The 22,847-nt window shown below is 36.1% G+C and carries 25 protein-coding genes, 1 pseudogene and 1 riboswitch; of the genes and pseudogenes, 15 read left to right on the top strand and 11 right to left on the bottom strand.

Going from position 1 to position 22,847, the window contains the following annotated elements:
- Nucleotides 1-54: 54 nt before the first annotated feature.
- The 8 genes from ACIP9C_RS14685 to ACIP9C_RS14650 all read left to right on the top strand — a co-directional run bounded on the left by ACIP9C_RS14685 (nt 55) and on the right by ACIP9C_RS14650 (nt 10,428).
- Nucleotides 55-732: a response regulator transcription factor gene (locus ACIP9C_RS14685; RefSeq protein ID WP_401011773.1), complete on the top strand. Its 678-nt coding sequence runs from the start codon at nt 55-57 to the stop codon at nt 730-732.
- Nucleotides 729-2,114 carry a sensor histidine kinase gene (locus ACIP9C_RS14680; RefSeq protein ID WP_401011772.1) on the top strand — a complete coding sequence of 462 codons (1,386 nt, stop codon included), beginning with the start codon at nt 729-731 and terminating at the stop codon, nt 2,112-2,114. The genes ACIP9C_RS14685 and ACIP9C_RS14680 overlap by 4 nt, the downstream gene beginning before the upstream one ends.
- Nucleotides 2,115-2,346: 232 nt before the next feature.
- Complete coding sequence (locus ACIP9C_RS14675) at nt 2,347-5,169, top strand: 2-oxoglutarate dehydrogenase E1 component (RefSeq protein WP_401011770.1); 2,823 nt, start codon at nt 2,347-2,349, stop codon at nt 5,167-5,169.
- A gap of 96 nt (nt 5,170-5,265) precedes the next feature.
- Nucleotides 5,266-6,507: a 2-oxoglutarate dehydrogenase complex dihydrolipoyllysine-residue succinyltransferase gene (gene odhB / locus ACIP9C_RS14670; RefSeq protein WP_401011768.1), complete on the top strand. Its 1,242-nt coding sequence runs from the start codon at nt 5,266-5,268 to the stop codon at nt 6,505-6,507.
- 340 nt (nt 6,508-6,847) lie between these two features.
- A riboswitch (Lysine riboswitch) is annotated at nt 6,848-7,033 on the top strand.
- Between the two features lie 119 nt (nt 7,034-7,152).
- Nucleotides 7,153-8,004, top strand: a complete 852-nt coding sequence (locus ACIP9C_RS14665; protein WP_401011766.1) for a transporter substrate-binding domain-containing protein — start codon at nt 7,153-7,155, stop codon at nt 8,002-8,004.
- Nucleotides 8,005-8,329: 325 nt separating this feature from the next.
- Nucleotides 8,330-9,055 (top strand): amino acid ABC transporter permease, encoded by a 726-nt coding sequence (locus ACIP9C_RS14660; protein WP_401011764.1) that lies wholly within the window; start codon nt 8,330-8,332, stop codon nt 9,053-9,055.
- Between the two features lie 14 nt (nt 9,056-9,069).
- The gene (locus ACIP9C_RS14655) at nt 9,070-9,801 is read left to right on the top strand and encodes an amino acid ABC transporter ATP-binding protein (protein WP_401011762.1); all 732 of its coding nucleotides are present in this window, start codon (nt 9,070-9,072) and stop codon (nt 9,799-9,801) included.
- Between the two features lie 429 nt (nt 9,802-10,230).
- Entirely contained in the window at nt 10,231-10,428 is a 198-nt protein-coding gene (locus tag ACIP9C_RS14650; RefSeq protein ID WP_340824510.1) for a DUF6501 family protein, read from the top strand.
- Between the two features lie 66 nt (nt 10,429-10,494).
- On the opposite strand, the gene ACIP9C_RS14645 is transcribed toward ACIP9C_RS14650, so the two are convergent.
- The 4 genes from ACIP9C_RS14645 to ACIP9C_RS14630 form a co-directional block, all read right to left on the bottom strand.
- Nucleotides 10,495-11,568 carry a toxic anion resistance protein gene (locus ACIP9C_RS14645; RefSeq protein ID WP_401011760.1) on the bottom strand — a complete coding sequence of 358 codons (1,074 nt, stop codon included), beginning with the start codon at nt 11,566-11,568 and terminating at the stop codon, nt 10,495-10,497.
- Complete coding sequence (locus tag ACIP9C_RS14640; protein WP_340824514.1) at nt 11,565-12,215, bottom strand: 5-bromo-4-chloroindolyl phosphate hydrolysis family protein; 651 nt, start codon at nt 12,213-12,215, stop codon at nt 11,565-11,567. The genes ACIP9C_RS14645 and ACIP9C_RS14640 overlap by 4 nt, the downstream gene beginning before the upstream one ends.
- Before the next feature lie 270 nt (nt 12,216-12,485).
- The gene (locus tag ACIP9C_RS14635) at nt 12,486-12,767 is read right to left on the bottom strand and encodes an acylphosphatase (RefSeq protein ID WP_401011758.1); all 282 of its coding nucleotides are present in this window, start codon (nt 12,765-12,767) and stop codon (nt 12,486-12,488) included.
- A 42-nt stretch (nt 12,768-12,809) separates the two neighbouring features.
- A complete protein-coding gene (locus ACIP9C_RS14630; protein WP_401011757.1) occupies nt 12,810-14,537 on the bottom strand; it encodes a methyl-accepting chemotaxis protein in 1,728 nt (575 codons plus the stop codon).
- A 127-nt stretch (nt 14,538-14,664) separates the two neighbouring features.
- Between ACIP9C_RS14630 and ACIP9C_RS14625 the strand changes: the two genes are divergently transcribed.
- The 3 genes from ACIP9C_RS14625 (at nt 14,665) to ACIP9C_RS14615 (ending at nt 16,054) form a co-directional block, all read left to right on the top strand.
- Nucleotides 14,665-14,946 carry a DUF1033 family protein gene (locus ACIP9C_RS14625; RefSeq protein WP_401011756.1) on the top strand — a complete coding sequence of 94 codons (282 nt, stop codon included), beginning with the start codon at nt 14,665-14,667 and terminating at the stop codon, nt 14,944-14,946.
- A 222-nt stretch (nt 14,947-15,168) separates the two neighbouring features.
- Nucleotides 15,169-15,369, top strand: a complete 201-nt coding sequence (locus ACIP9C_RS14620; protein WP_004230088.1) for a cold-shock protein — start codon at nt 15,169-15,171, stop codon at nt 15,367-15,369.
- A gap of 205 nt (nt 15,370-15,574) precedes the next feature.
- Nucleotides 15,575-16,054, top strand: a complete 480-nt coding sequence (locus ACIP9C_RS14615; protein WP_401011754.1) for a YkvA family protein — start codon at nt 15,575-15,577, stop codon at nt 16,052-16,054.
- A 155-nt stretch (nt 16,055-16,209) separates the two neighbouring features.
- Here ACIP9C_RS14615 and ACIP9C_RS14610 read toward each other — a convergent pair whose 3' ends face one another.
- The 4 genes from ACIP9C_RS14610 to ACIP9C_RS14595 form a co-directional block, all read right to left on the bottom strand.
- The gene (locus ACIP9C_RS14610) at nt 16,210-16,641 is read right to left on the bottom strand and encodes a hypothetical protein (protein ID WP_401011752.1); all 432 of its coding nucleotides are present in this window, start codon (nt 16,639-16,641) and stop codon (nt 16,210-16,212) included.
- 150 nt (nt 16,642-16,791) lie between these two features.
- The gene (locus ACIP9C_RS14605) at nt 16,792-17,073 is read right to left on the bottom strand and encodes a hypothetical protein (RefSeq protein WP_401011750.1); all 282 of its coding nucleotides are present in this window, start codon (nt 17,071-17,073) and stop codon (nt 16,792-16,794) included.
- Between the two features lie 10 nt (nt 17,074-17,083).
- Complete coding sequence (locus ACIP9C_RS14600; protein ID WP_401011749.1) at nt 17,084-17,473, bottom strand: SHOCT-like domain-containing protein; 390 nt, start codon at nt 17,471-17,473, stop codon at nt 17,084-17,086.
- A gap of 13 nt (nt 17,474-17,486) precedes the next feature.
- Nucleotides 17,487-17,852 (bottom strand): DUF2089 domain-containing protein, encoded by a 366-nt coding sequence (locus tag ACIP9C_RS14595; RefSeq protein ID WP_337981186.1) that lies wholly within the window; start codon nt 17,850-17,852, stop codon nt 17,487-17,489.
- A 274-nt stretch (nt 17,853-18,126) separates the two neighbouring features.
- Here ACIP9C_RS14595 and ACIP9C_RS14590 point away from each other — a divergent pair, with 274 nt between their 5' ends.
- From ACIP9C_RS14590 to ACIP9C_RS14580, 3 genes and pseudogenes are all read left to right on the top strand, one after another.
- On the top strand, nt 18,127-18,450 hold the full coding sequence (locus ACIP9C_RS14590) for an ArsR/SmtB family transcription factor (RefSeq protein WP_401011747.1): 324 nt from the start codon (nt 18,127-18,129) through the stop codon (nt 18,448-18,450).
- Nucleotides 18,447-18,848, top strand: a complete 402-nt coding sequence (locus ACIP9C_RS14585) for an SRPBCC family protein (RefSeq protein ID WP_401011745.1) — start codon at nt 18,447-18,449, stop codon at nt 18,846-18,848. Before ACIP9C_RS14590 ends, ACIP9C_RS14585 begins: the two co-directional genes overlap by 4 nt.
- Nucleotides 18,849-19,015: 167 nt before the next feature.
- Nucleotides 19,016-19,220 (top strand): annotated as a pseudogene (locus ACIP9C_RS14580) (ATP-binding cassette domain-containing protein); the annotation flags it as partial.
- A gap of 148 nt (nt 19,221-19,368) precedes the next feature.
- Here the strand turns inward: ACIP9C_RS14580 and ACIP9C_RS14575 are convergent.
- The 3 genes from ACIP9C_RS14575 to ACIP9C_RS14565 form a co-directional block, all read right to left on the bottom strand.
- Nucleotides 19,369-20,208 carry a S1C family serine protease gene (locus ACIP9C_RS14575; RefSeq protein WP_401011743.1) on the bottom strand — a complete coding sequence of 280 codons (840 nt, stop codon included), beginning with the start codon at nt 20,206-20,208 and terminating at the stop codon, nt 19,369-19,371.
- A 57-nt stretch (nt 20,209-20,265) separates the two neighbouring features.
- Complete coding sequence (locus tag ACIP9C_RS14570; RefSeq protein ID WP_401011741.1) at nt 20,266-20,631, bottom strand: hypothetical protein; 366 nt, start codon at nt 20,629-20,631, stop codon at nt 20,266-20,268.
- A 347-nt stretch (nt 20,632-20,978) separates the two neighbouring features.
- Nucleotides 20,979-21,974 carry a S66 family peptidase gene (locus tag ACIP9C_RS14565; protein WP_401011739.1) on the bottom strand — a complete coding sequence of 332 codons (996 nt, stop codon included), beginning with the start codon at nt 21,972-21,974 and terminating at the stop codon, nt 20,979-20,981.
- A 232-nt stretch (nt 21,975-22,206) separates the two neighbouring features.
- On the opposite strand from ACIP9C_RS14565, the gene ACIP9C_RS14560 reads away from it, so the two are divergent.
- Nucleotides 22,207-22,680 (top strand): DinB family protein, encoded by a 474-nt coding sequence (locus tag ACIP9C_RS14560; protein ID WP_401011737.1) that lies wholly within the window; start codon nt 22,207-22,209, stop codon nt 22,678-22,680.
- Nucleotides 22,681-22,847 lie beyond the last annotated feature (167 nt).

Genomic DNA, 22,847 nt, shown 5'->3' with positions numbered 1-22,847 from the left:
ATGCTAGTACTATTAAGAGATGATGTATATATTTTGAAAATAGAAGGTGATCAGATGCCTAAGAAAATACTTTTAGTAGAAGATGAGAAGCATATTGCCCGATTCGTAGAGCTAGAGTTACAACATGAGGGCTATAATGTAAACGTTGCCTTTGATGGGCGAGAAGGGCTAGCTTTTGCCACAACTGAAAATTATGATGTGCTATTACTCGATGTGATGCTACCTGGTATTAATGGAATTGAAATTTGTCGTAGGGTACGTACTCAATCCCAGGTACCGATCATTTTACTTACCGCTAGAGACGCAGTAATGGATAGAGTTGCTGGTTTAGATGCTGGGGCTGATGATTACATAGTGAAGCCATTTGCAATCGAAGAATTGCTTGCACGCATACGAACTATTTTGCGCAGAGTAGAGCCTAACGAAAAAATGGGAGGGGACACACTTCAATTTCGAGATATTGAAATTGACATTGATGCATATGAGGTATTGGTTCAAGGTAAAAAACTTGATCTGACTAAAACCGAATATGATTTGTTAAAGCTATTAATGGAACAAAAAAATCGTGTGTGTACACGTGAGCTAATTCTAACTTCTGTTTGGGGATATGATGCTGATATCGAGACAAATGTCGTTGATGTATATATTCGCCATTTACGGACAAAACTACCCGGTGATTCAAATGCCTATATTGAGACTGTTCGTGGAGTAGGATACGTGATGCGTGAATGAAAAAAATAAAAGAATACTTAAGTAATCTATCATTACAAAGAAAATGGATGTTGACATCTAGTGCAGTTATTTTTATAAGCTATGCGATTATTTGTATAGTCGTATATGTATCACTGCATACTTGGCTATTAAATGATGAAGGAAGCAAAGTGAAACGAACAAGAGATGATGTCGTTTCATTCTTAGAGTCACAAGGGCCAAACATCTCGATACAACAAATTCAGCAAAATACGGGATTATTAAAATCAATTGTCGATCGTGATCAAACTGTTAGACTATATAATAATGATGGTATTGAAATTTTACGTATTAATAATGCCTCACAAGCTGCACCGCTATCTTCTATGGGATCAATAGTACAGACGACCATTGATAAAAAAAATGCGTATGTTGTGAATGAACCGTTACAACTTGGTTTTTTTCAAGTATATATACAAGTGATACATCCGTTAACACGTTTTGAATCATTAATGCGTTATTTGTTGACTGCTATGCTCATTGCAGGAGTTGGCGCATTATTACTTTCAGGTTCCATTGGGTATTATTTAGCAAATTATTTAACGAAGCCACTTCATGCATTACGTGCATCAATGAAAACAGTTATGGATCAAGGTTTTAATGAACCAATTCAGCTATCCTATACATCACATGATGAAATTGGTGATTTGTTAAAAATGTACAATGCAATGATGAATGAACTGCAAATATCATTTGCTCAACAACAACAATTTGTTGCAGATGCTTCCCATGAATTACGGACGCCGATTCAGGCGATAGAGGGACATCTCTCATTATTGAAACGCTGGGGCAAAGACGATCCTGCTATTCTTGAAGAATCTATAGACACTTCGCTGACGGAAATTACACGAATGCGTAAAATGATTGAAGAGTTACTAGAGCTTGCACGACGGGAAGAAAAAGATGAGATGAGTGAAGCAAATCCAATAGATGTAATTGAAAGTGTGATAGAAGAAATGGCGCTATTATACCCAACTGCAAAAATAACGCTGTCGAAAAATGGTGAAATAGGGGCAGTGTTTATAACATCTAATGCACTTAGTCAAATAGTTCGTAACATAGTAGAAAATGCAATTCGTTATTGTGAAAAAGTTCCGGAAGTAAATATTTCTCTTTCGAAACAGGAAGATGAAATGCAAATTCAAATCGCTGATAATGGTATTGGTATAGCTGAAAATAATTTGCCATATATTTTTGATCGTTTTTATCGGGTTGATGAGGCAAGAAATCGCCAAATTGGCGGTACAGGCTTAGGTCTCAGTATCTCTAAAATGTTACTTGAAAAATACAATGCTTCGGTAGAAGTCAAGAGTGAAGAAAATGTTGGAACCGTTTTCTTGTTGAGGATACCGCTAAAATATTAAAGAAAATGCGCGGTTTATTTAAGATTTTTAGCCTTCGGGAAAAAAATTGCTTAATTTGCTAAAAAGTGTTGTATTTTTTGTGAAGAGTAGTAAGATTGAGATGGAAAAAACGTTCTTTAAAATATGGATAACTTGTGTCAAACATCCTTTAAAAGAACGGGATAATATTATATAATTAATTGTAATTTAATTAATGGAACTGCCGATAGGCAAAATTTGGAGGTCATTTTTCATGTCGAACAACGTTACAACTGTAAGTTCTCCATGGTCAGCTTTCTCTGGTCCTAACTTAGGATATGTGATGGAGCAATACGACTTATTCTTACAGTCTCCTGAAGAAGTAGAACCGGAGTTAGTATCATTATTCCAACAATTTGGTGCACCAGTAGAAGTAGAAGGTGAAGTAGCTGTAGTAAGTGGTTCAGCAGCTCCTGCTGGCGATTATAAAAAGGTATTGGCAGCTGTTAAATTAGCTGATGCAATTCGTTCTAAAGGGCATTTAGCTGCAGATATTTATCCTTTAAAAAATCGTGCACTTCAAACAGCACAAATTGAAGAAAGTGCGTTCAACTTAAGTCCTGCGGATTTAGCAGAAATACCTGCTGCTATCTTCTTCAAAGATGTGCCAGCGGGCGTGAAAAATGGTAAGGATGCTATTGACTATTTGAAATCTGTCTATACAGATAAAGTAGCTTTTGAATATGAGCATGTTGTAGCAACTGAAGAACGTGAATGGATTCAAGCACAAATCGAATCTGGTTCTTTAAAACAAGCACTAACTTCAGATGAGAAAAAAGCGTTATTAGATCGTTTAACACGTGTTGAAAACTTTGAAAAATTCATTCACAAAACATTTGTTGGTCAAAAACGTTTCTCTGGAGAAGGTTTAGATACTCAAATCGTCCTTTTTGATGAAATTTTAAAAACAGTAGAAGCAAACAATGTTGAAAATGTTCGTATAGGAATGGCGCACCGTGGTCGTCTAAATGTACTAACACATATTTTAAATAAACCATATGACATGATGTTCTCAGATTTTGCACATGTTTCGAACGATTTATTTATGCCAGAGCATGGTCGACTTGAAATTACAAAAGGTTGGACTGGCGATGTGAAATACCACATGGGTGCTTCATATACTCGTGAATCAGGCATGAACATAAAACTAGCATATAACCCTTCTCACTTAGAAGTTGGAAACCCAGTTGTATTAGGATCTACTCGTGCAACACAAGATGAAACATCTAAACCAGGGCAAGCTGTGCATAATCCAGCTAAAGGCTTAGGTATTCTTGTACATGGTGATGCTGCATTCCCTGGTCAAGGTATTGTTACAGAAGTATTAAACTATTCGAAAACAGAAGGTTTCTCAACAGGTGGGACAATTCATATTATTGCTAATAACATGATTGGTTTCACTACAGAGCTTCAAGACTCACGTTCATCTGTCTATTCTTCTGACCCAGCAAAAGGTTATGAAGTACCAGTTGTTCATGTGAACGCAGACAGCCCAGAAGCTGTTTCTCAAGTAGGTCGTTTTGCCGCAAGCTACCGCCAAAAATTCGGTAAAGATATTGTTGTTGACTTAATTGGTTACCGTCGACATGGTCATAATGAAACAGATGACCCAACTGTAACAAATCCAGAAACATACAAACTTGTTGCGAAACATGAGACAATTCGTGCATTATACGGTGCGCAATTAGTAGCAGAAGGTTTAGTTACGGCTGATGAAGTTGCTGCACTTGATTCAGCTATTTATGCTGAAATGCAGGTTGCTTACGATCACGTAAAAGAAATGGCAGAAAAAGATGAACATAAACATTTAGAAATGCCAGAAGAATTGAAAATTAATTTCCCACAAGTTGATACAGCAGTAGGTGCTGAACGTTTACAAACGATTAACGAAGAACTGTTAGTATTTGAACAAAACTTCGAGCCACAAAAGAAATTAGGCAAAATTTTAGAAAAACGTCGTGATGCATTTGCATCTGCAAAAATTGATTGGGGTCATGCCGAAACATTAGCATACGCAACAATTATTCAAGATGGTACGCCAGTACGATTTACTGGTCAAGATGCTCAACGTGGTACATTCTCACAACGTCATTTAGTGTTACATGACAAAAATAATGGTAACGTATTTACACCACTACACCATATTTCTGGTGCAAGCGCTTCATTTACAGTACACAACTCACCATTAACAGAAGCTGGGGTTGTTGGCTTTGAATATGGTTACAATTTAGAAAAAGGCAACGTACTTTCAGTATGGGAAGCGCAGTTTGGTGATTTCGCGAACATGGCGCAAGTGATGTTTGATAACTTCATTTCAGGGGCACGCTCTAAGTGGGGTCAAAAATCTGGCTTCGTCATTCTTTTACCTCACGGTTATGAAGGGCAAGGTCCTGAACACTCTTCAAGCCGTATGGAACGCTATTTACAAATGTCTGCTGAAAATAACTGGTTTGTTGCAAACTGCTCGAATGCAGGGAACTACTACCACTTATTACGTCGTCAAGCAGCAATGTTGGAAACAGAAGGTGTGCGTCCGTTAGTTGTTGTATCACCAAAATCTTTACTTCGTCATCCATTAGCTGCAGCAAATGCTGAACAATTAGCAAATGGCTCATTCCAAGAAGTAATCGAGCAACCAGGTTTAGGCTCAAAAACTAAATCTGTTGAACGAATTGTATTAGGTACTGGTAAAGTAATGATAGACTTAGCAGACCGCGTGAAAGATGGAGAAGGCTTCGATCACTTACACATTGTTCGTGTAGAGCAACTTTACCCATTCCCAACAGCGCAAGTTGCTGATATTATTGCTAAGTATCCTAACGCTAAAGAAATCGTATGGGTACAAGAAGAACCTAAAAACCAAGGTACTTGGAATTACGCATTGGAAACATTACATGAATTATCTGAAGGTAAAAAGCTTCGTTATGTAGGTCGTCCTGCAATGAGCTCAACTTCTGAAGGTGATGCGGATTCTCATAAAGCAGCTCAATCAGCTCTAATTGAAGAAGCAGTTGCTGAAACGGTAAAAGTAAACTAAATATATCATTATTACTGGAAGCTGGGCTACATGCCTAAGGCGGTAGCCCTTTATGTGCATGATACGCATGCACATTAATCAAAGGAGGAAATGAAAGTGGCTGAAATTAAAGTCCCTGAATTAGCAGAATCGATTACAGAAGGTAGTATTGCACAGTGGGTTAAAAAAGTGGGAGACCGCGTAGAAAAAGGCGAATTCATCGTTGAGCTTGAAACAGATAAAGTAAATGCTGAAATCATTTCTGAAGAAGCTGGGGTGTTAACACAAATTTTAGCTGAAGAAGGCGATACTGTTCTTGTAGGTCAAGTAATCGCTGTTGTAGAAGCGGGCGAAGGGGCGGCACCTGCACCAGCAGCAGCAGCACCAGTTGCGGAAGCTCCAACACCAGCGGCTCCTCAAGCGGTAGCAGCTCCAACACCAGCAGCACCTGTTGTAGAGGAAACTTCAGGCGAGCGTGTAATTGCATCTCCTGCTGCACGTAAACTTGCTCGTGAAAAAGGTATTGATCTTGCAGCTGTATCTCCAGTTGATCCACAAGGTCGCGTACGTGTACAAGACGTTGCAGCTCACGGTACAGCACCTGTAGCAGCACCTCAAGCAACACCAGCAGCACCAAAAGCAGTAGTAGCTGTTGACGAGTCACGTGTTACAGTTGAAAAAATGAGCCGTCGCCGTCAAACAATTGCTAAACGTTTATTAGAAGTAAAGCAATCGACTGCTATGCTTACAACTTTCAATGAAGTAGATATGACAAACGTTATGGCATTACGTTCTCGTAAAAAAGATCAATTCTTTGAGTCTACTGGCTCTAAACTTGGTTTCATGTCATTCTTCACAAAAGCAGTTGTAGCTGCACTTAAAAAATACCCTTATGTGAATGCTCAAATCGTTGGCGATGAAATTCACTTAAACAACTTCTTTGATATTGGTGTAGCTGTATCAACTGAAGAAGGTTTAGTAGTACCAGTTGTACGAGATGCTGACCGCAAAAACTTTGCTGAAATTGAAGATTCGATTGCAGACTTAGCTAAAAAAGCACGCGATAAAAAATTAGGTTTAGCTGATCTACAAGGTGGTTCATTCACAATTACAAATGGCGGTGTATTCGGTTCATTAATGTCAACACCTATTATGAACGGTACACAAGCTGCTATTTTAGGAATGCACTCAATTAAAAAACGCCCAGTTGAAGTAAATGGCGAAGTTGAAATTCGTCCTATGATGTACTTAGCATTATCTTACGACCACCGTATTATCGATGGTAAAGATTCTGTAGGCTTCCTTAAAACTGTTAAAGAGTTACTTGAAAATCCAGAAGATTTATTATTAAATTCTTAATTCGATAATTTAAGTGTTTAAACCCTGCAAACTTAACTGTTTTGCAGGGTTTTTTTCATATTAAATTGTTTTCCGCTATAATGGTGCTGGATGGTCTAAATGACCTTTGTTTGACTGAAAAATCGATTCTTATGGTTTATAAATCTTGATTTTTATAATAAAAATTTGTGAAATGATGGCAAACATATTTAATGTTATTCTACTTAATTTATGGATTTAAAAAGGATTACAGGCTAATTTTGTTATTAGTCAGAAAAATGATAAAACTATCTTGACGAATATGCTAGCTTTATAGTAATATCTATATAACAATTAAATAAACAAACCTCACTTTTGTTTTTTGTGAGGTAGAGGCGCGGTATTTATTAGTCCATTGCTGAGTATAAGCAAGCGAAGACGTAATGGAGAAGGAAATATCGCCGAAGTATAAAAGGAGCTCGTACTTTTATGCTGGGTCTGCAGTGAATAAGTGCAGGACTGTCCTAGTAAATTTAATTCCAGTTTACTAGGTTGTGCTATCTCGGAAACATGGAAATTATAGTGAGGATTTGGGCAACTGTCAATAAAAGGTAAGACCTAAGTTCAAAACTTAGGTCTTTTTTTGTACAGTTGCTTTATTTTTTTTACAGAAAAGGGGAGTTTTAGATGAAAAGAAAATGGTTGTTATTTATGTTAGCGGCAATGACAGCAATCGTGTTAGCGGCTTGCGGTACTGGTGACAAGGATGAAAAGACAACAGGTGATGGTTCAAAGGAAGAAACTGGTGGGGAATTCCGCATTGGGATGGAAGCAGGTTATCCACCATTTAACTGGACTCAGCAAGATGATGCAAATGGAGCTGTAAAAATTGCTGATAATGCAGAGTATGCAGGCGGTTATGATGTACAAATGGCGAAAAAAATCGCTGAAGGTTTAGGTAAAAAATTAGTAGTTGTAAAAATGGAGTGGGATGGTTTAGTACCTGCGCTTCAGTCAAAAAAAATCGATGCGATTGTAGCAGGGATGTCTCCAACAGAAGAACGTAAACAAACAATTGATTTTACTGAAAACTACTATACTTCTGATTTTGTAATGGTTATTAAAAAAGGTAGCAAGTATGAAAATGCAAAATCAATTCAAGATTTCTCAGGTGCAAAAGTTACATCTCAGCTAAATACATCTAACTATAATGTTATCGATCAAATTAAAGGTGTAGAAAAGCAAACAGCAATGGAAAACTTCTCTGCAATGCGTGTAGCGCTAGAAGCTGGCAAAATTGATGGCTATGTAGCTGAACGTCCAGAAGGTATTTCGGCAGCAGCAGCTAATGACAAATTCACATTTGTTTCTTTTGAAGAAGGATTTGATACAGATATTTCAAATACTTCAATTGCAGTTGGTTTACGTAAAGGTGATGCTAGTCTAGATAAAATCAATGAAATTTTAAAAGGTATTTCAGAAGATGATCGCCAAAAAATTATGGAAGAAGCTATTCTTCAACAACCTGCAGCTCAGTAATGCAAAAAGAGATAGGGTTGTCCTTCACGAAAAAACAGCATACTGGCAGTTTCAAGTATGCTGTTCTTACCAAGTGAAAAATCACCTACAACATATGAAAAGAGAAGTTGATTTTTACTAAATTAAAGTCGTGACATTTTGCTAAAAGCGACTGGGACAACCTTTATCACATTTAGTTTGTTCAGAGAGGAAGTCATGCTGAATAAAGTCATGTCTAAGAAGTGTGTCACATATTTTGAATAAAGCAAATTAATTCAAATGAAGAGATGATTTCACTAAAGGCATAATTGATATAATGCAACAACACGTTGTTAGGAGGAACATCATGAGTTTAGAATGGATCATTTCTATTATAGAAAACAACTGGCAAATGTTTTTACGAGGTGCGTATTATACGTTACTCATTTCAACAATCAGTACAATTATTGGTGCATTCATCGGATTTTTTATTGGGATTATGCATACCATTCCAGTTCGTAAAAAAAGTATAAAACGTTTTTTATTAAAATGTATTAATTTTATACTGACATGCTATGTTGAATTTTTCCGTGGTACACCAATGATTGTACAGGCAATGGTAGTATTTTACGGACTAGATATTGCTTTTGGCATCGATATGCACTTCATTACTGCGGGTATTTTAGTCGTTTCACTGAATACTGGTGCTTATATGGCTGAAATCGTACGTGGTGGGATTGTCTCTATCGATAAAGGTCAATACGAGGCTGCTTCTGCGATTGGCATGGGGCATGTGCAAATTATGATGCATGTTGTATTACCGCAAGTTGCACGCAACATCTTACCAGCAACAGGAAACCAATTAATTATGAATATTAAAGATACGGCCGTTTTAAGTGTAATTGGTGTAACGGAATTATTCTTCCAAACAAAATCGATTTCGGGTAATAACTTCCGTTATTTCGAATCTTTCTTTGTAGCATGTGTGCTTTACTTCATTATGACATTTACGGCTTCGAGAATTTTACTATATGTAGAAAAACGTCTTGACGGTCCGGATGCTTATCAAAAAGAACTGAAAGAAATTGACTAGGGGGGAACGAACAAATGGCAATCATTCAAATAGAACATTTAAGTAAATCATTTGGTCGTAACCAAGTATTAAAAGATGTGAATTTTAAAGTAGAAAAGGGAGAGGTTGTATGTCTAATCGGTTCATCAGGATCCGGCAAATCAACACTCCTTCGTTGCATTAATTTACTTGAAACACCAAATGGTGGGGAAATTATTTATAAAGGGGAAAATATTTTACACGCAAAGCATAACATTCAAGCTTATCGTACTCATTTAGGAATGGTTTTCCAACAGTTTAATTTGTTTAACAATCACAATGTGCTTAAAAATTGTACAGTTGGACAAGTAAAAGTGTTAAAGCGTTCCAAAGAAGAAGCTGAAAAAACAGCTTTAAAGTATCTTAAAATCGTCGGGATGGATCAATATGTGAATGCAAAACCTCGTCAACTTTCTGGTGGTCAAAAGCAACGTGTGGCCATTGCTCGTGCATTATCTATGAACCCAGATGTAATGCTTTTCGATGAGCCAACATCCGCGCTAGATCCAGAAATGGTTGGGGAAGTTTTGAAAGTAATGCGTGAGTTAGCAGATGCCGGAAATACGATGCTGATTGTTACACATGAAATGGAGTTTGCAAAGGAAGTTGCAGATCGTGTTGTGTTTATGGATAAAGGTGTAATTGTTGAGGAGGGGCCTCCTTCAAAGGTGCTAGTAGACCCTGAACACGAACGTACAAAAGAGTTTTTAAAACGAACGCTGAAGTAATTTCTGCGTTCGTTTGTATTCTGTCTTTATTCATGTTAACTACCGTTGTCTACATGGATTGTAGTGGAGGGCGGTGACTCCTGCTGGAACGCGCGCAAGCGAGGGCTGCGGCTTATGTGCCCGCGACAGGGCCTGCCCTCAGCAGAAATCAAAAGCGGTAGACTTTATACTTATTTTCTAGAATTCCATTCAGCATATAAAATGAAGCAAATGGCAAATGCGACAGCGATGATAAAAAACCATTGTGGAACTCCACCGAAACTCATAACAACACCTCGAGTATAAATTTTATAGTATGAAATAAGCAAACAATTCGTTATTAAGGACAAAATATAGACTTCTATAGTTTTTTCTCCACAAAAGAGCCAAAATCGTATAAAATAAACAATAGATGTTAGCTAATGGCTAGTAAAGAGAGGTAGAGAATTTATGTTACATTTAAAATGGAAAGATGCACCAACACTTCGTACAGTTACTTGCAAACATACGAACGCATCAAAATATTTAGTATCAAACGTATTAACAGTTGGGAAAGAATATGAAGTGAAAAATGAAACAGAAGAGTTCGTTTTCATTATTGACAACACTGGTAATATTGGTGGTTACTATAAAGAGTATTTTGCATAATTATATAAAGGGGTGTCTCACATAATTGCTGAGACACCCCTTTATATAATTTAGCGCCCCATAATATTATTCCATCGTTTTTGATTGTTTCATGCCAGCTACATCCTGTTGCAGATGTTGTTTTTCCTTTTCGGTAGCTGTATGTAAAGCAAAAACATCTTGAATGGCCATTTTAAGCTCATGTTGTGTTTCTTTAAATTTCGATACCTGTTGTTCAAAAGATGAGCTTGTAAATCGTTCATTTGTGCGTGCTAGTCGTTCTTCTAGCTGTGCATAATGATGATCCATATTCATCGAAAGCATCATAGCTAACTGATTTTTCCAAAGAGGAATAAGTGTGACAATTGAAAACTCGATTTTCTCAGCAAGTGTTTGATTTGCTTGTTGAATCATGCGTATTTGAGGTGCTGTTTGCAATGCAACCTGTTGGGATACTTGTAAATCATATATACGTTGATCAAGACGCTCAAGTTGTGCCGTGAAATCATTGAGCTGTTGAATAGCGAGTGGCTGTTTAGTCGTTTGTACGATGCTGACTTTTGAAGGTAGCTCTACCTCAATAGCCTGGTATTTTTTCATCTGTCCAGCCGCAATGGCAGTTGCTAACTCTTCAAAAAAACCTCGATTATGTGTGTACAATTGCTCTAGCAATTCAACGTCTCTTATTAGCTGTAGCTGTGCACGTTCGAGTTGGACGCCTATTCGTTCTACTTGAATACTAATTCGTTCAAACTCAGTAAGGGTTTGTTTAACAGTTGGTTCTGTTTTACCGAACATTTTTTTAAAGAAGGAAGGTTTTTTAGGCTCTAATGCAGCAGGGTCTACACGGTCTAACGTTTGCATTAATGAATCGAGCATCTGTCCGATTTTTGTGACATCCTTATCCTTCACTTGTGCAAGCATGCGATCTGCAAATTGAGAGACGGCGCGTTGAGAGTCTTGGCCTAAAGTTAACACTGATTCAAAATTAGTTAGGTCAATTTGACTTGCATATAAAAGTGCACGGCTTTGAGCAAGAGGTGATAGCGTTTCATAGGTAGTCATTGCCTCTTGATTTGACGATTCTAAATAGGTTTGTACAAGAGGTGAGATTCCTGGTAACGATTCTAATGGAAGGATAGAATCTCTGTTTGCTGTCATTTTTCATCGCCTCGCCATTCCAGTTGTTCTTTTCTTCTTAAATTGGAACGGTTTGCAAATTCAATTTCCATTTGAAGATGATCAATATCATTTGAAAGAGCATCTTTCAAGTCAATTTGAAATGTAGAATTTAAATCCGATAACGTTTCGCGCGTTTTTGATAATGTTACTTGGATTTCTTTATCTTTGACAGGTTGCTTTGATAGCATTGTATACTTATCAGTCAATTCAACTGCAGAAGGGAGGTGCGCATAAAAAAACGGCTCCACATTGTAAAACTTTTGCGGATCAGTTTTTACAATTTTAACGATATTTTTTGAAATACGAGTCATTTCAAGTAATTGTTTAAAAGCAGAAACTGAACGTACGCGTAAATAGTTTTGACTTAATGTTTGAATATGCTTGTTTGCCGTTGAAAGCTGTAATTCTATATGTTTGTACTCATCCTTCGAAATACCAGCTATGTGCATAACTTTTCTTTTTTGATTATGTTTTAGCAACGTTGTACTCGTTGCATAGGTTCCAGCGAACAATAAACCACCAAGGAAGTATCCTGGATTTGCTGCAAACGCTGTGATAGAAACAGTTGATAGTGAAATTAAAAGGCTAGCGGTATGTCTAGAGAAAAACTGTCCTATACTGAGCATAGTTTCTTCCTCCTTGCTTTTCAGTATGTCTATCTTTTAATACGTAATAATCGACATAAAGTTTCACTAATAATAATAGTGCTTTCATTAATTTTACTGCTGTTTGCTAAGTTTCTCAATGAATACACCTGCGCAAAAGCCCTAAACTTGCCTAATGGTGTACTTATAACCTTTATAGTATGTTCGATTTATAAAAAGACCATTACCAATAGTCCGTTAAACTTAAGTTTTTCTTGCGTTTAAAGGGAAGTAGAAAAAAAGAAGCCAGACTTAAACAATGTCCGACTCCATACGTACATAACCTTTTAAATCGTCGTAAAGTTCTAAAGTAAATGAGTTAGAGTCTGCCTGAGGGCTAACACCCTTTTGAACAAATAATAGAAATTCGTCAATTGCTTTTTTTGAGCCTTCTACTTCTACTTCAATTTGGTCTTGTGCATTTAACTTGCAATAACCTTTTAAACCAAGCTCAATTGCTTTTTGTTTAATAAAAAAGCGATAGCCTGTCCCGTAAATATCTCCAAAAAATTTAATCAGCGCTCTCTTGTTCACGCTAAAACCTCCCAAAAGTAGTAGAGGGATAATCCCTCCAACTTACTGCATAACACGTTCTTTTTCCAAATAAGTAATTAAGTTATTAATAAAGAATAGAACTCGCTCAGAGGCTTCATCCACCTCTTTCAAATGGTCCTCTGCTTTTTTAATATTACCAGCTTTAAAGGCTTCTGCAGCCAGTTTGGCAGATTGGTGTACTCGTGAGTGAAATTCATCTAAATCACGATAATCCTGTAAATGACCAAAGCGTTCAACAGTACGGGAAGCAGTATACCATTTACCTAGACGACATTCCGTATGTGAAGATACATCACTTGGCTGTACTTCTTCTAAACCAAGGAACATATTATAAATACGCCATTTCCATAAAATATGATCTGCTTTAGAAAGTTGTAATAGGGCAATTGAAGAAAGCTGGACATTATTATTTGAAATAATGTCATTACGGAAACGGTTAATCTCTTTTCCTAATAAGTGAATATCGCTTGATGTATTAGAACTATAGCTGCGAATATCATCTTGAAGGTTAGAAATTTCAATCATTCTGGCAGATACTTCATCAATTGCGGCAGCTTGCTCCTGCGAAATCGCAGCGGTATTCGTCACATCAAGATTAATGCCTTCAATTGCGGCAACGATGGCATTTAACAAAGGTAACGATTCCTTTGCCTCAATTGTTGCTTCTTTAATAATAGATGTCGTTTCTGTAATGGAATGCGATACATCATTGGAATAACTTTTTAGATGGTGAACATTTGTAGAAACCTCACTAAGAGCAGTAACGGTGCCTTCAGCCAGCTTACGTACTTCTTGTGCAACAACTGCGAATCCTTTCCCATGTTCACCCGCACGAGCAGCTTCAATCGAAGCATTCAGTGCTAGTAAATTTGTTTGATCCGCAATTTGGTTTATCAAAGTTACAACGTGTTCAATATCATTTACACGTTTTTGTAATTCAGTAAACGAGTCAACGATCGTTGTAAATGTTTCTTCTGTTTTGAAAATTTCTGATAAAGCATGTTCTATCGCGTTTTTCCCTTTAACGGCATGGTCAACTGATTCCGTTGTTTTCTCTGATATATGAGAAGACATTCGGGCTACTTCATTGATCGAAGCGGCAATTTCCTCAGTGGCAGCTGTAGATGATTGGATTTCTTCATTTTGCTTGTCTAAGCTATATACTAAATCTTTCATGTACATAATTTTCGCATTGACATCCATTAGTGAAGAAATTTCAGAGACAACGTTTTCAACAATTCGCTCTGTTAATACTTCTACGAGCAATTCTTGATCCACATTGACGGCTGATTGGAAAGATTTCATATACTCAAAAGCTTTGTTTGGTTTTAAACCAAAGTTATGTAAAATATATGTCGTAATATAAAAGGCAAATTGATTGAAAACAACGATTAATTTACCAGGTTCATATTGGTTTTTTCGAAACAAATTAAAAAACTTTACTGTTTCATCTACATATTCATCATCACGAGTAGCTAAAAAAAATTGAGTTAAATATTGATTTATATTTTCTTCGCTAATCGTTTGTTGGGAGGTGGGAGAAATCTCACTTAAATAATTTTTAAATATTGCATTCATAGAAGGCGTAATATCTTTCAATTTATAAAAGAGTGCTTTTAAATTTTCTTCATCTTGTGAATTAAAGTAATTAAAAGCTAATGTTTTATTGAATCGGCCTGTTGCACTTAAATTTGTTCCACGCTTTAATAATTCATTTAGTTCGGCCTTAGGTCGAATACTTGAAAACATAAAAAAACCTCCATAATAAATAATGAATAATAAGGTAATAATAGCATATTGCAGGGTGTTTTAATAGACATTTCAGGAGCGTTTGCTAAAATTAGAATATCTTATTACAGCAAGGAATGTGGCAAATATGTATATAATACTTTACATGAAAGCTGATTATGAGCCTTGGTGGAAATTTGAAGGCTGGGAAGCTTTTATTCAAACGAAAGAAACGTTTGAAACAAAAGAACAATTTGAGCAAGCATTACAACGGAAATTAAATCATTTCCGATCAGCATACGAACATGAGGCGAGTAAAGAGGGTGGATATTGGGCATTTTGGTCTGAAGATGAAAGCTTTTACTGCGAGGCCTGTGATGATGATGCACAAGTATATCATGGCATAATGGTATTTGAAGAGCATATTTAAAATAATTTTCAAATTAATTAAAAAAACAATTTTCTTTATTTGACAAAATTATGAATGGTGGTATACTTAACTTAACAATTTAATTGCTTCACCGGAAACATGGATTCACATATTACAAAAAGTGATCGCGTTAGTTCGGTACTCTTTGTAATATGTGAATTTTTTTAATTCGTTGAAGAAATTACATATTGTTCACTTTTATTTTTTTGGAGGTTTTTTCACATGAAACAAGGTACAGTAAAATGGTTTAACTCAGAAAAAGGTTTTGGATTCATCGAAGTTGAAGGCGAAAACGACGTATTCGTACACTTCTCAGCTATCCAAGGCGAAGGTTTCAAAACACTTGACGAAGGTCAAAAAGTGGAATTCGAAGTTGTAGATGGCAACCGCGGACCACAAGCTGCTAACGTAACTAAACTTTAATTCTCAGTAATTAAAATTACTTTCGTTAAAAAAAAGCACCCTATGTTTATAGGGTGCTTTTTTCTATACATTTCGGCAAATGTCACATAGCAAATGCTGGTATTTTACTATTGACTTACACTATAACAACTCCTTTTTACCTACAGTTACGATTAATTTTTTGTTTTTTGGGTAATAGGTAAAGAGAGCAGGAGGAGGAAGATTAATGGAGGACTACCGAAGCATTCCTAATGAGCAGGAACAAAAAGATTTTTATCAAAAATTGCGAAAAAAATTGGAACAATTTCTTGTGTCAAAGGCGGGGATGAAGCACAAATATGCTGATTATTTATTGTTCGTTCCTGATATTTTTCATTTATTAATTAAGATAGTAGCAGATCCTGCTATCGATTCGAAAAGTAAGTCATTAATTGGCGCTACAATCGCGTATTTTATTTTCCCAATGGATTTTCTACCAGAAGGTGTATTTGGCTTTGGAGGCTTTCTCGATGATATTATGCTAGCCACTTTTGTCCTCAATATGACAATCAATAAATTAGGTCCAGAAGTAATCGAAAAACATTGGACAGGGGATGAGAAATTACTTGAGGTTTTACAGAAAATCACCGAGACGAGCAATCAATTCTTAAGTAAAATGCCTGTAAAATCAATATTTACTAAATATATAAAAAATAAATCTAAATAATATTATTATGTAAACTCAATTTAAATGAATGACTATTGAGAATGCCTTAAAATTTAATAAATAAAATAAGAAAAATCCCTACTTACTCTAAGTATTTTAAGTAAGTAGGGATTTTGGTGTATAGACTTCATGATATTCAAAAATTGATATTTATCTTAATTCGATGGTTTTTCTGAATCGATTTTAATAGTTGTAGTTGAGGTTGATTCTTCATATGAAAAAGTGATTTTATAATCTAATACTACATTATTTTCTATTTGACGAATGGATGTAGTTACAGCACCATTACCAACATAGGTTAACAGGCTGTTTTCATCTATTTCGTAAGTTTTTACACCCTCTACTTCATTCACCGCAAAGCATATTTTTCTACACAAATCATCGTAAATAAAAGCAAGATTACTACTATTATTTGTCTCTTTATCGTAAAAAGAAATAACGGCTTTTAGCAATGGTAGTTTATCATCTTTCACTAAGACGTAATCATAGATTTCATAGTTACTGAAATCTTTATCTGACTTAAAGGTTGTATCCTTAGTGGAGAGGAGGGACAGGAGTATGGTTTTTACTTTTTTGTTACGTGCCATTTAAGAGCACATTAATTGTAATTTTAACTTTCTTCTTTAATCTTACAACAAAAATTTAACCCCGTCCTAAATTTAGAACAGGGTTATCGTTATTTGTGCTATTAAAAATTAATTTCTATCTAGCTGGTGTCGGTGTGTTGTGTAAAAAAATTATAATTTGACCTTAACCTCGGTCCCGTCTTGCGCTTTTACATCTACAAGAATAATCCCTTTATAATTTTTCAGTTCATTGACAATTGGTTTAAGTGTTTCTTTATCTATAAGTGGGATAGTAAAGTCTATTTTTTTTCTATCGAAATGCTCTTTAGTCCATTTAGTTGCAATTTGCTGAACAAACGTTGAAAATAAGATAGAAATAAGGATGTTTAAAATTGCATATGGAATAGGGATGGTAAAATTAAAGCCTTTTGTTTTCACTTTTACATGCATCATAAGCAAATCACTACTCAATAATGACTGAAACGGTATCTCCGTTTGCAGATTTTATATCAACAATTTGACCATCTAATTCATTTTCAATTGCTTCAATTATAAGGTTGATATCTATATCTTTAACGTATTTTTCCGATTGGGGGATACTAGCTGCGATGCTGTGGCCAGCCATTAATACTACTTTGACAAGTTTTATAGGTAAATTGACCATCACGTTATCATTTTCTGATGATACAACACGAACTTTTAATGTTTTATCTAAATATTTCGTTGTTTTTTCTAAAAGATTATTTCCTGTATCCTCCTTGTCTTTTAATGCTTGAATAAGTTCGGATCCCTTCTCCGCATCAAGCTTTCCTTCTTGTATCATTGTTAACACTCTTGCAATTTCCTCATTCATAATAAATTCCTCCTTATTCCTCTTTTAAGAGCTTTATGGCTTCTTCGGGTGTGATTTCGCCATTTTCCAACATAGTGACAATTTTTTTCTCGTCCACTTCATTTTTCTTCTTTTGTACATATCCAAGCGATGAGATGATTTCTGTTAACTTACCTCGAACAGTCGGGTACGAAATTCCTAATTCTTTTTCAACTTCTTTAATATTCCCTCTACATGTTAAAAACACTTCCACAAAATGAAGCTGATCTTTTGATAGAGAGGCGAGCTTTGATAATTCAAATTCATTTTCAATCGTCGTGTGACAATGAGAGCAATGGAGCTTGGTAATTTTTAATGTTTTATTACAGACAGGACAATTCGTAATTACTTTATAGGCCATATTGAAATTCCTTTCTTTAATTTAATTCGATTATACAACAAGGTATTAAGAAAATAAATAATAAAATTCAATTTATTTAATTTTATTATTAATAATTTTAAGTTAAAGTTTAAGATAATTAATTATACCTTTAAAAATCATGTAATTATTACTTAAAAAAATGGGGGGGAACTTTTATATGTAACAAGAGAGATGAAAATAAATTTGACTGGACACCAAACAGTGTCCTATAATTAAGTCACCAATTGGTGTCCTATTTTAGGAGAGGATGATTTTGAACGATAAAGGTCAAGAACGTGATGTTTATGTAGCAGTCGCTGACCCAACAAGACGGAAATTGCTACGTTTGCTATCAGAAGTAGAAGAATTACCTCTTCACGAATTAACTGCACAATTTCAAATGGGTCGGACTGCGGTTTCTAAACATTTGGCTATACTAAAAGAAGCTGGTTTAGTTACAGATCGTAAAGTTGGTAGGGAAACAAGATATCGATTAAATGCAGCTCCTTTAAGTGAAATTAGGGATTGGGTAAGCCATTATGAGAAGTTTTGGCAAGAAAAAGCGTTACTTTTAAAAAAATTATTAGAGGAGGAATGAAAATGGCAGAATTGTCATTAGATTTTCAGTTCACAAGTTCAATCGAGAAAGTATGGAATGCATTAACAGATTCAGAAACACTTGCAAAATGGATAATGGAAAATGATTTTAAACCAGTTGTAGGACACCGTTTCCAGTTTCGTACACAACCGACAGAATGGTGGAATGGGATTATTGATGGGGAGGTGCTAATAGTTGATGAACCTTACAAATTATCTTATACTTTCGCAAGCGGTGAAGAGCATACTGTAACATGGACATTAAAAGAATTAGAAGATGGTAAGGTAAATCTTCATCTTGAGCAAACAGGTATTTCAAGTGATCAAGCAGCAGAAGGTGCAAGATATGGCTGGTTAAATTGGTTTAACGGTTTTGAAAAAGTGTTAGAGGAAATATAAAAACTAACCTCAAATCCTTTTTATTGTATAAAGTTAGTGTATAAAAAAGCAAACGGCTAAATATTGAACGAAGCCGTTTGCTTTTTTTAATAATTTTTGTGCTGACCATTAGCTTCACTAACATCAAGTTGATGTTGGATGTATTGAAAAATAGAGAGGATATGACGATGAGAATAAATCATTTAAAAGCTAATAATATTAACAATTTAGATGCTCAAATACCAGTAAATCAATCACTCGGCATGGCTGGTTAGTCTGGTTCTGGTAAAATAACATTTTGTCAAACAATTGGCGAAAAATCAAAAACGACTCGTATCCTTATTGCTTCAGGCTGAATATCAATATTTATTTCCTAATATTATGGAAACGAACTAGTTATATGTCACAAAGCCCAGCAACTAGTTTTTTATCGCTAGCTGCTGGGCTTTACTTGTCTGTTTTCCTTGCTGTAAGAAAAGCTAAAGTTAGTTCATCATTTCGACGATCAAGAGGGGAACAACACTTCCTTAGAAGAAGCGGGCTATTTCAAATTTTCACTTTGTAAATTCTCATATTGTAGGATGTACTCTTCTAACACATGTACAGGAATAAATAATCCTACTCGCCCATAAGGCTCCTTTTTCATCGTAGCGAAAATAATGCCGATTACATCGCCATCATTATTTAGAACAGGGCTCCCACTATTGCCTTTGTACACAGGTGCTTGCATCATCATGACGGGCTCCTGCCAATCGTCCAGGTAAGTTTCTTCAAGTAACGTACCTTTATTAGCAATACCTGTGAATGATAGTGGATTACCTATGAAATAAACAGACTCATCCTCTTGATAACTAGGGTTATGTGCAAGAGTTAGCGAGGGTAGATTGGTACCAGTAACTTGCAAAAGTGCTAAATCAACTTCTGGAAAGCTTTGCAGTAACTGAGCTTCCATAAGCCCTTGTTCAGGAAATACAACAGACAATGTAAGGGCGTTTTCTACTACATGGGCATTGGTTACAATTAGACCTTCAGGAGAAATAACAAAGCCTGTACCTTTACTTGAGCCTGTAGAAACCTCTACAATCGCTTTTTTATACGTTTGAATATCTTCCTGTTGCGACAATTGACGTGAGACCTTTATAAATTCGATAGCAGGAATAGAGTAAATTTGAAAAATAAGCGCAAACGTATTAAAAAAAAGTACGAATGCCATAGCCCACATAATCGATTTCATAATCGGCTTTTGTTTCTTAATCTTTTTACCATGGAGAAGTCGTTCTCTGTCCTCAGCTAGCGCTTTTTGTTGCTCTGCCAGTACAAGTTCTATAAACTCCTCTTCCGTTAATTCTTCCTTAGCAGTGTGCTTATGTATGTCGCTCATGAATGCTACCTCCTTACTTAAGAAAAAGGCGTCAAGCGAGACGCCTGTTCAGACATTTCATTCAATTTTTTGCAGAGTTGATGTAATAATAAATGATTCTCCGTTATTTGTTACCATTTCGTCTTTTGTTCGGATAAGACCCACATCTTTGGCAAAATATTTAGATGTCGTAATGTTGTCCTTCGTTTTAATAAGTTCAATTACATTGTGGAAAGTGGTTAAGCCCGTGGGCATAGAAGCAGTAGTCGAAAGAATTTCCCACCCATTAAACCGAATTCCAACTTCCAAAGGCTGTTGTAAAATGGTTTCAATAACCGGAAAAGTTGCTATTTCGTGCGCTGTTGGCAATGTTGGTGCTTCATCGATGGCTTCCATATAGACAAGTTCTATAGCAGATTTCGTAATTCGATAGATTTTTAACAATGTGACGCCACCATTATTTTCTACTTGTGCGATTGCCGTTTCATCGATGTAGGTCGTTTGAAGTGTGTAACTAGCAAACTCGTTCCCTTCACCCTGAAAATAAGCAGTTGTTCCATCTGGTGGGAAATAGGAAGCGAGAAGACTATTGGATGGTTGATTAGTTGCTTGTTCTTTATCTTTTTGCTCATCAGCATTAGTCGAATGGCTAGGCTGTGGATTTGTACTCGGATTGGTTGTACAGCCGACAAGTATTATTGCTAGAGAAAATAAGAATAAGATTCGAATACTATCAAACTCCTTTAGTAATTTTCTTTAAGTATACGTGAAGGGGCTACTATATACGAATATTAAGAGAACCAGCTTTCTAACAACAAAATGCGTTTATTCGTTGCATCTACTTTAATACACAAGCCGATAGGCAATGGATGCAGTGGATGTGTATGGCAACAATCCACCTCAGCCAAGATTGGTATAGGATTCCCGTCCAGCTGTTCTAATAAAACATCATAAGGTTTTCGACCTGTGCCTTCATCATCATACTGCTCATGCTTACCTAAAATAATCGCTGCAATTTTGTCGAAGTAGCCGTGTAACTTTAGCATTGCAAAGTTTTTTTCCACTACTGCAATTGTTTTCGAGGTATCCTCTAATAATAAAATATCGCCTTCTTTAATTTGAGGGAAGTAGGGAGTTCCAATAAAGCCATACATCGTATTGATATTACCACCGATTAATCGACCTTCGGCACTACCTTGTTGAACGGTTATCCAAGAATTGTCATGCAGCGTTTTTTCTGTTGTTTTTTCAAGCCAGTTGACTCGGTCATCTGTCCAAATAGGAGGAATCGATATTTCATAAGGAATGGGTACCGTTTGCATAAAGAGATCGATGAAATATTGTTCTGTGTAATTCACAAATGGTGGGAATTCACCAAATGTAGATGCAACAGAGGGTCCATAAAATACCGGTACGCCAGTTTTAGCATAGATGGCAAGGAGAATTGCTGTCACATCTGATAAGCCAACTAGTATTTTGGGGGATTGTTGAATCGCTTTATAATCTATATAAGGCAACATACTATTTGCATTCGTGCCACCCATTGTTGGTAAAATCATTTTCACAGTAGGGTCGTGTAATAGGTCATTGAGCTCCTGAGCGCGCTCCTTAGGGGTGCCAGAACGATAAATATCATTCTTGCCAGTTAATGAACCTTCTTTAATCGTAAAGCCAAGTGCCTGTAACCGCGCCTTTCCTCGCTCGTATCGGGTGCGGGCAATAACTGAAGCTGGTTTTGAAGGTGAGTAAATGCCAATTGTATCGCCTTTTTTTAATGGGGAAAACATAAAATACCTCTTTCTATTCGTTTAAGTTGTAGCCCATTATACATGATTTAACAAAAATATGTGCAAAGTCTTTAACTTGAGGAAAGGGAGGTAAAAATCAACTGAAATTTAGAACATTCGTAGTAAAGAGAAAAACATATAATATTTTTATGTAAACTTAATGATAGAAACTTGCGATACTATAAGGATTTTACTATGATATTAAAGAGTTAAAATTTGGGGGGGCGATTATATGTATCGACAAGTAGACGATTTTCTAAGTGAATGGACAATTGCAGCAGAAGGAACTGCTAAAGTGCTAAAAGCCATGACAGATGAAACATTAAATCAAAGCATTGTTGAAGGTCATAGTACACTTGGCTGGTTAGGCTGGCATTTAGTAGGAGCGGCAGGCTATTTTAGTTATTTAGTAGGTTTAAAGGTGCCGATGATTCGTAAAGAAGATCCTGTTCCAGCTACAGCAACTGAAATTGTAGCGACATATGAAAAGACAGCTAACAGTATTAAAGAGGAAGCTGCCAAGCTTTCAAATGAAGACTTACTGGAGGAAGTGAATGGTTTTAACGGACCGATCACTCGAGGTGCATTATTACGTGCACTAATTGACCACCAAACACATCATCGTGGACAAATGACAGTACTATTACGTCAAGCTGGCTTACCAGTACCAGGTGTACTTGGACCAACGAAAGAAATGCAAAAATAGCAACAGGCGGTAAATACATTGCGTATTTGCCGTTTTTTTCATTTTTATAATTAAAAAACCTCTCCCAAGCGATGAACTGCACCCCAATTGTTAGACACATCTAACAATTGGAGGTGCAGTTTTTTTATGGCTAAATATACTGCAGAGGAAAAATTACAAGCAGCTTT

The organism is Lysinibacillus sp. NPDC093210 (assembly GCF_044753985.1).
Taxonomy (GTDB): Bacteria; Bacillota; Bacilli; order Bacillales_A; family Planococcaceae; genus Lysinibacillus.
This window is presented reverse-complemented; position numbering and strand designations above follow the sequence as displayed.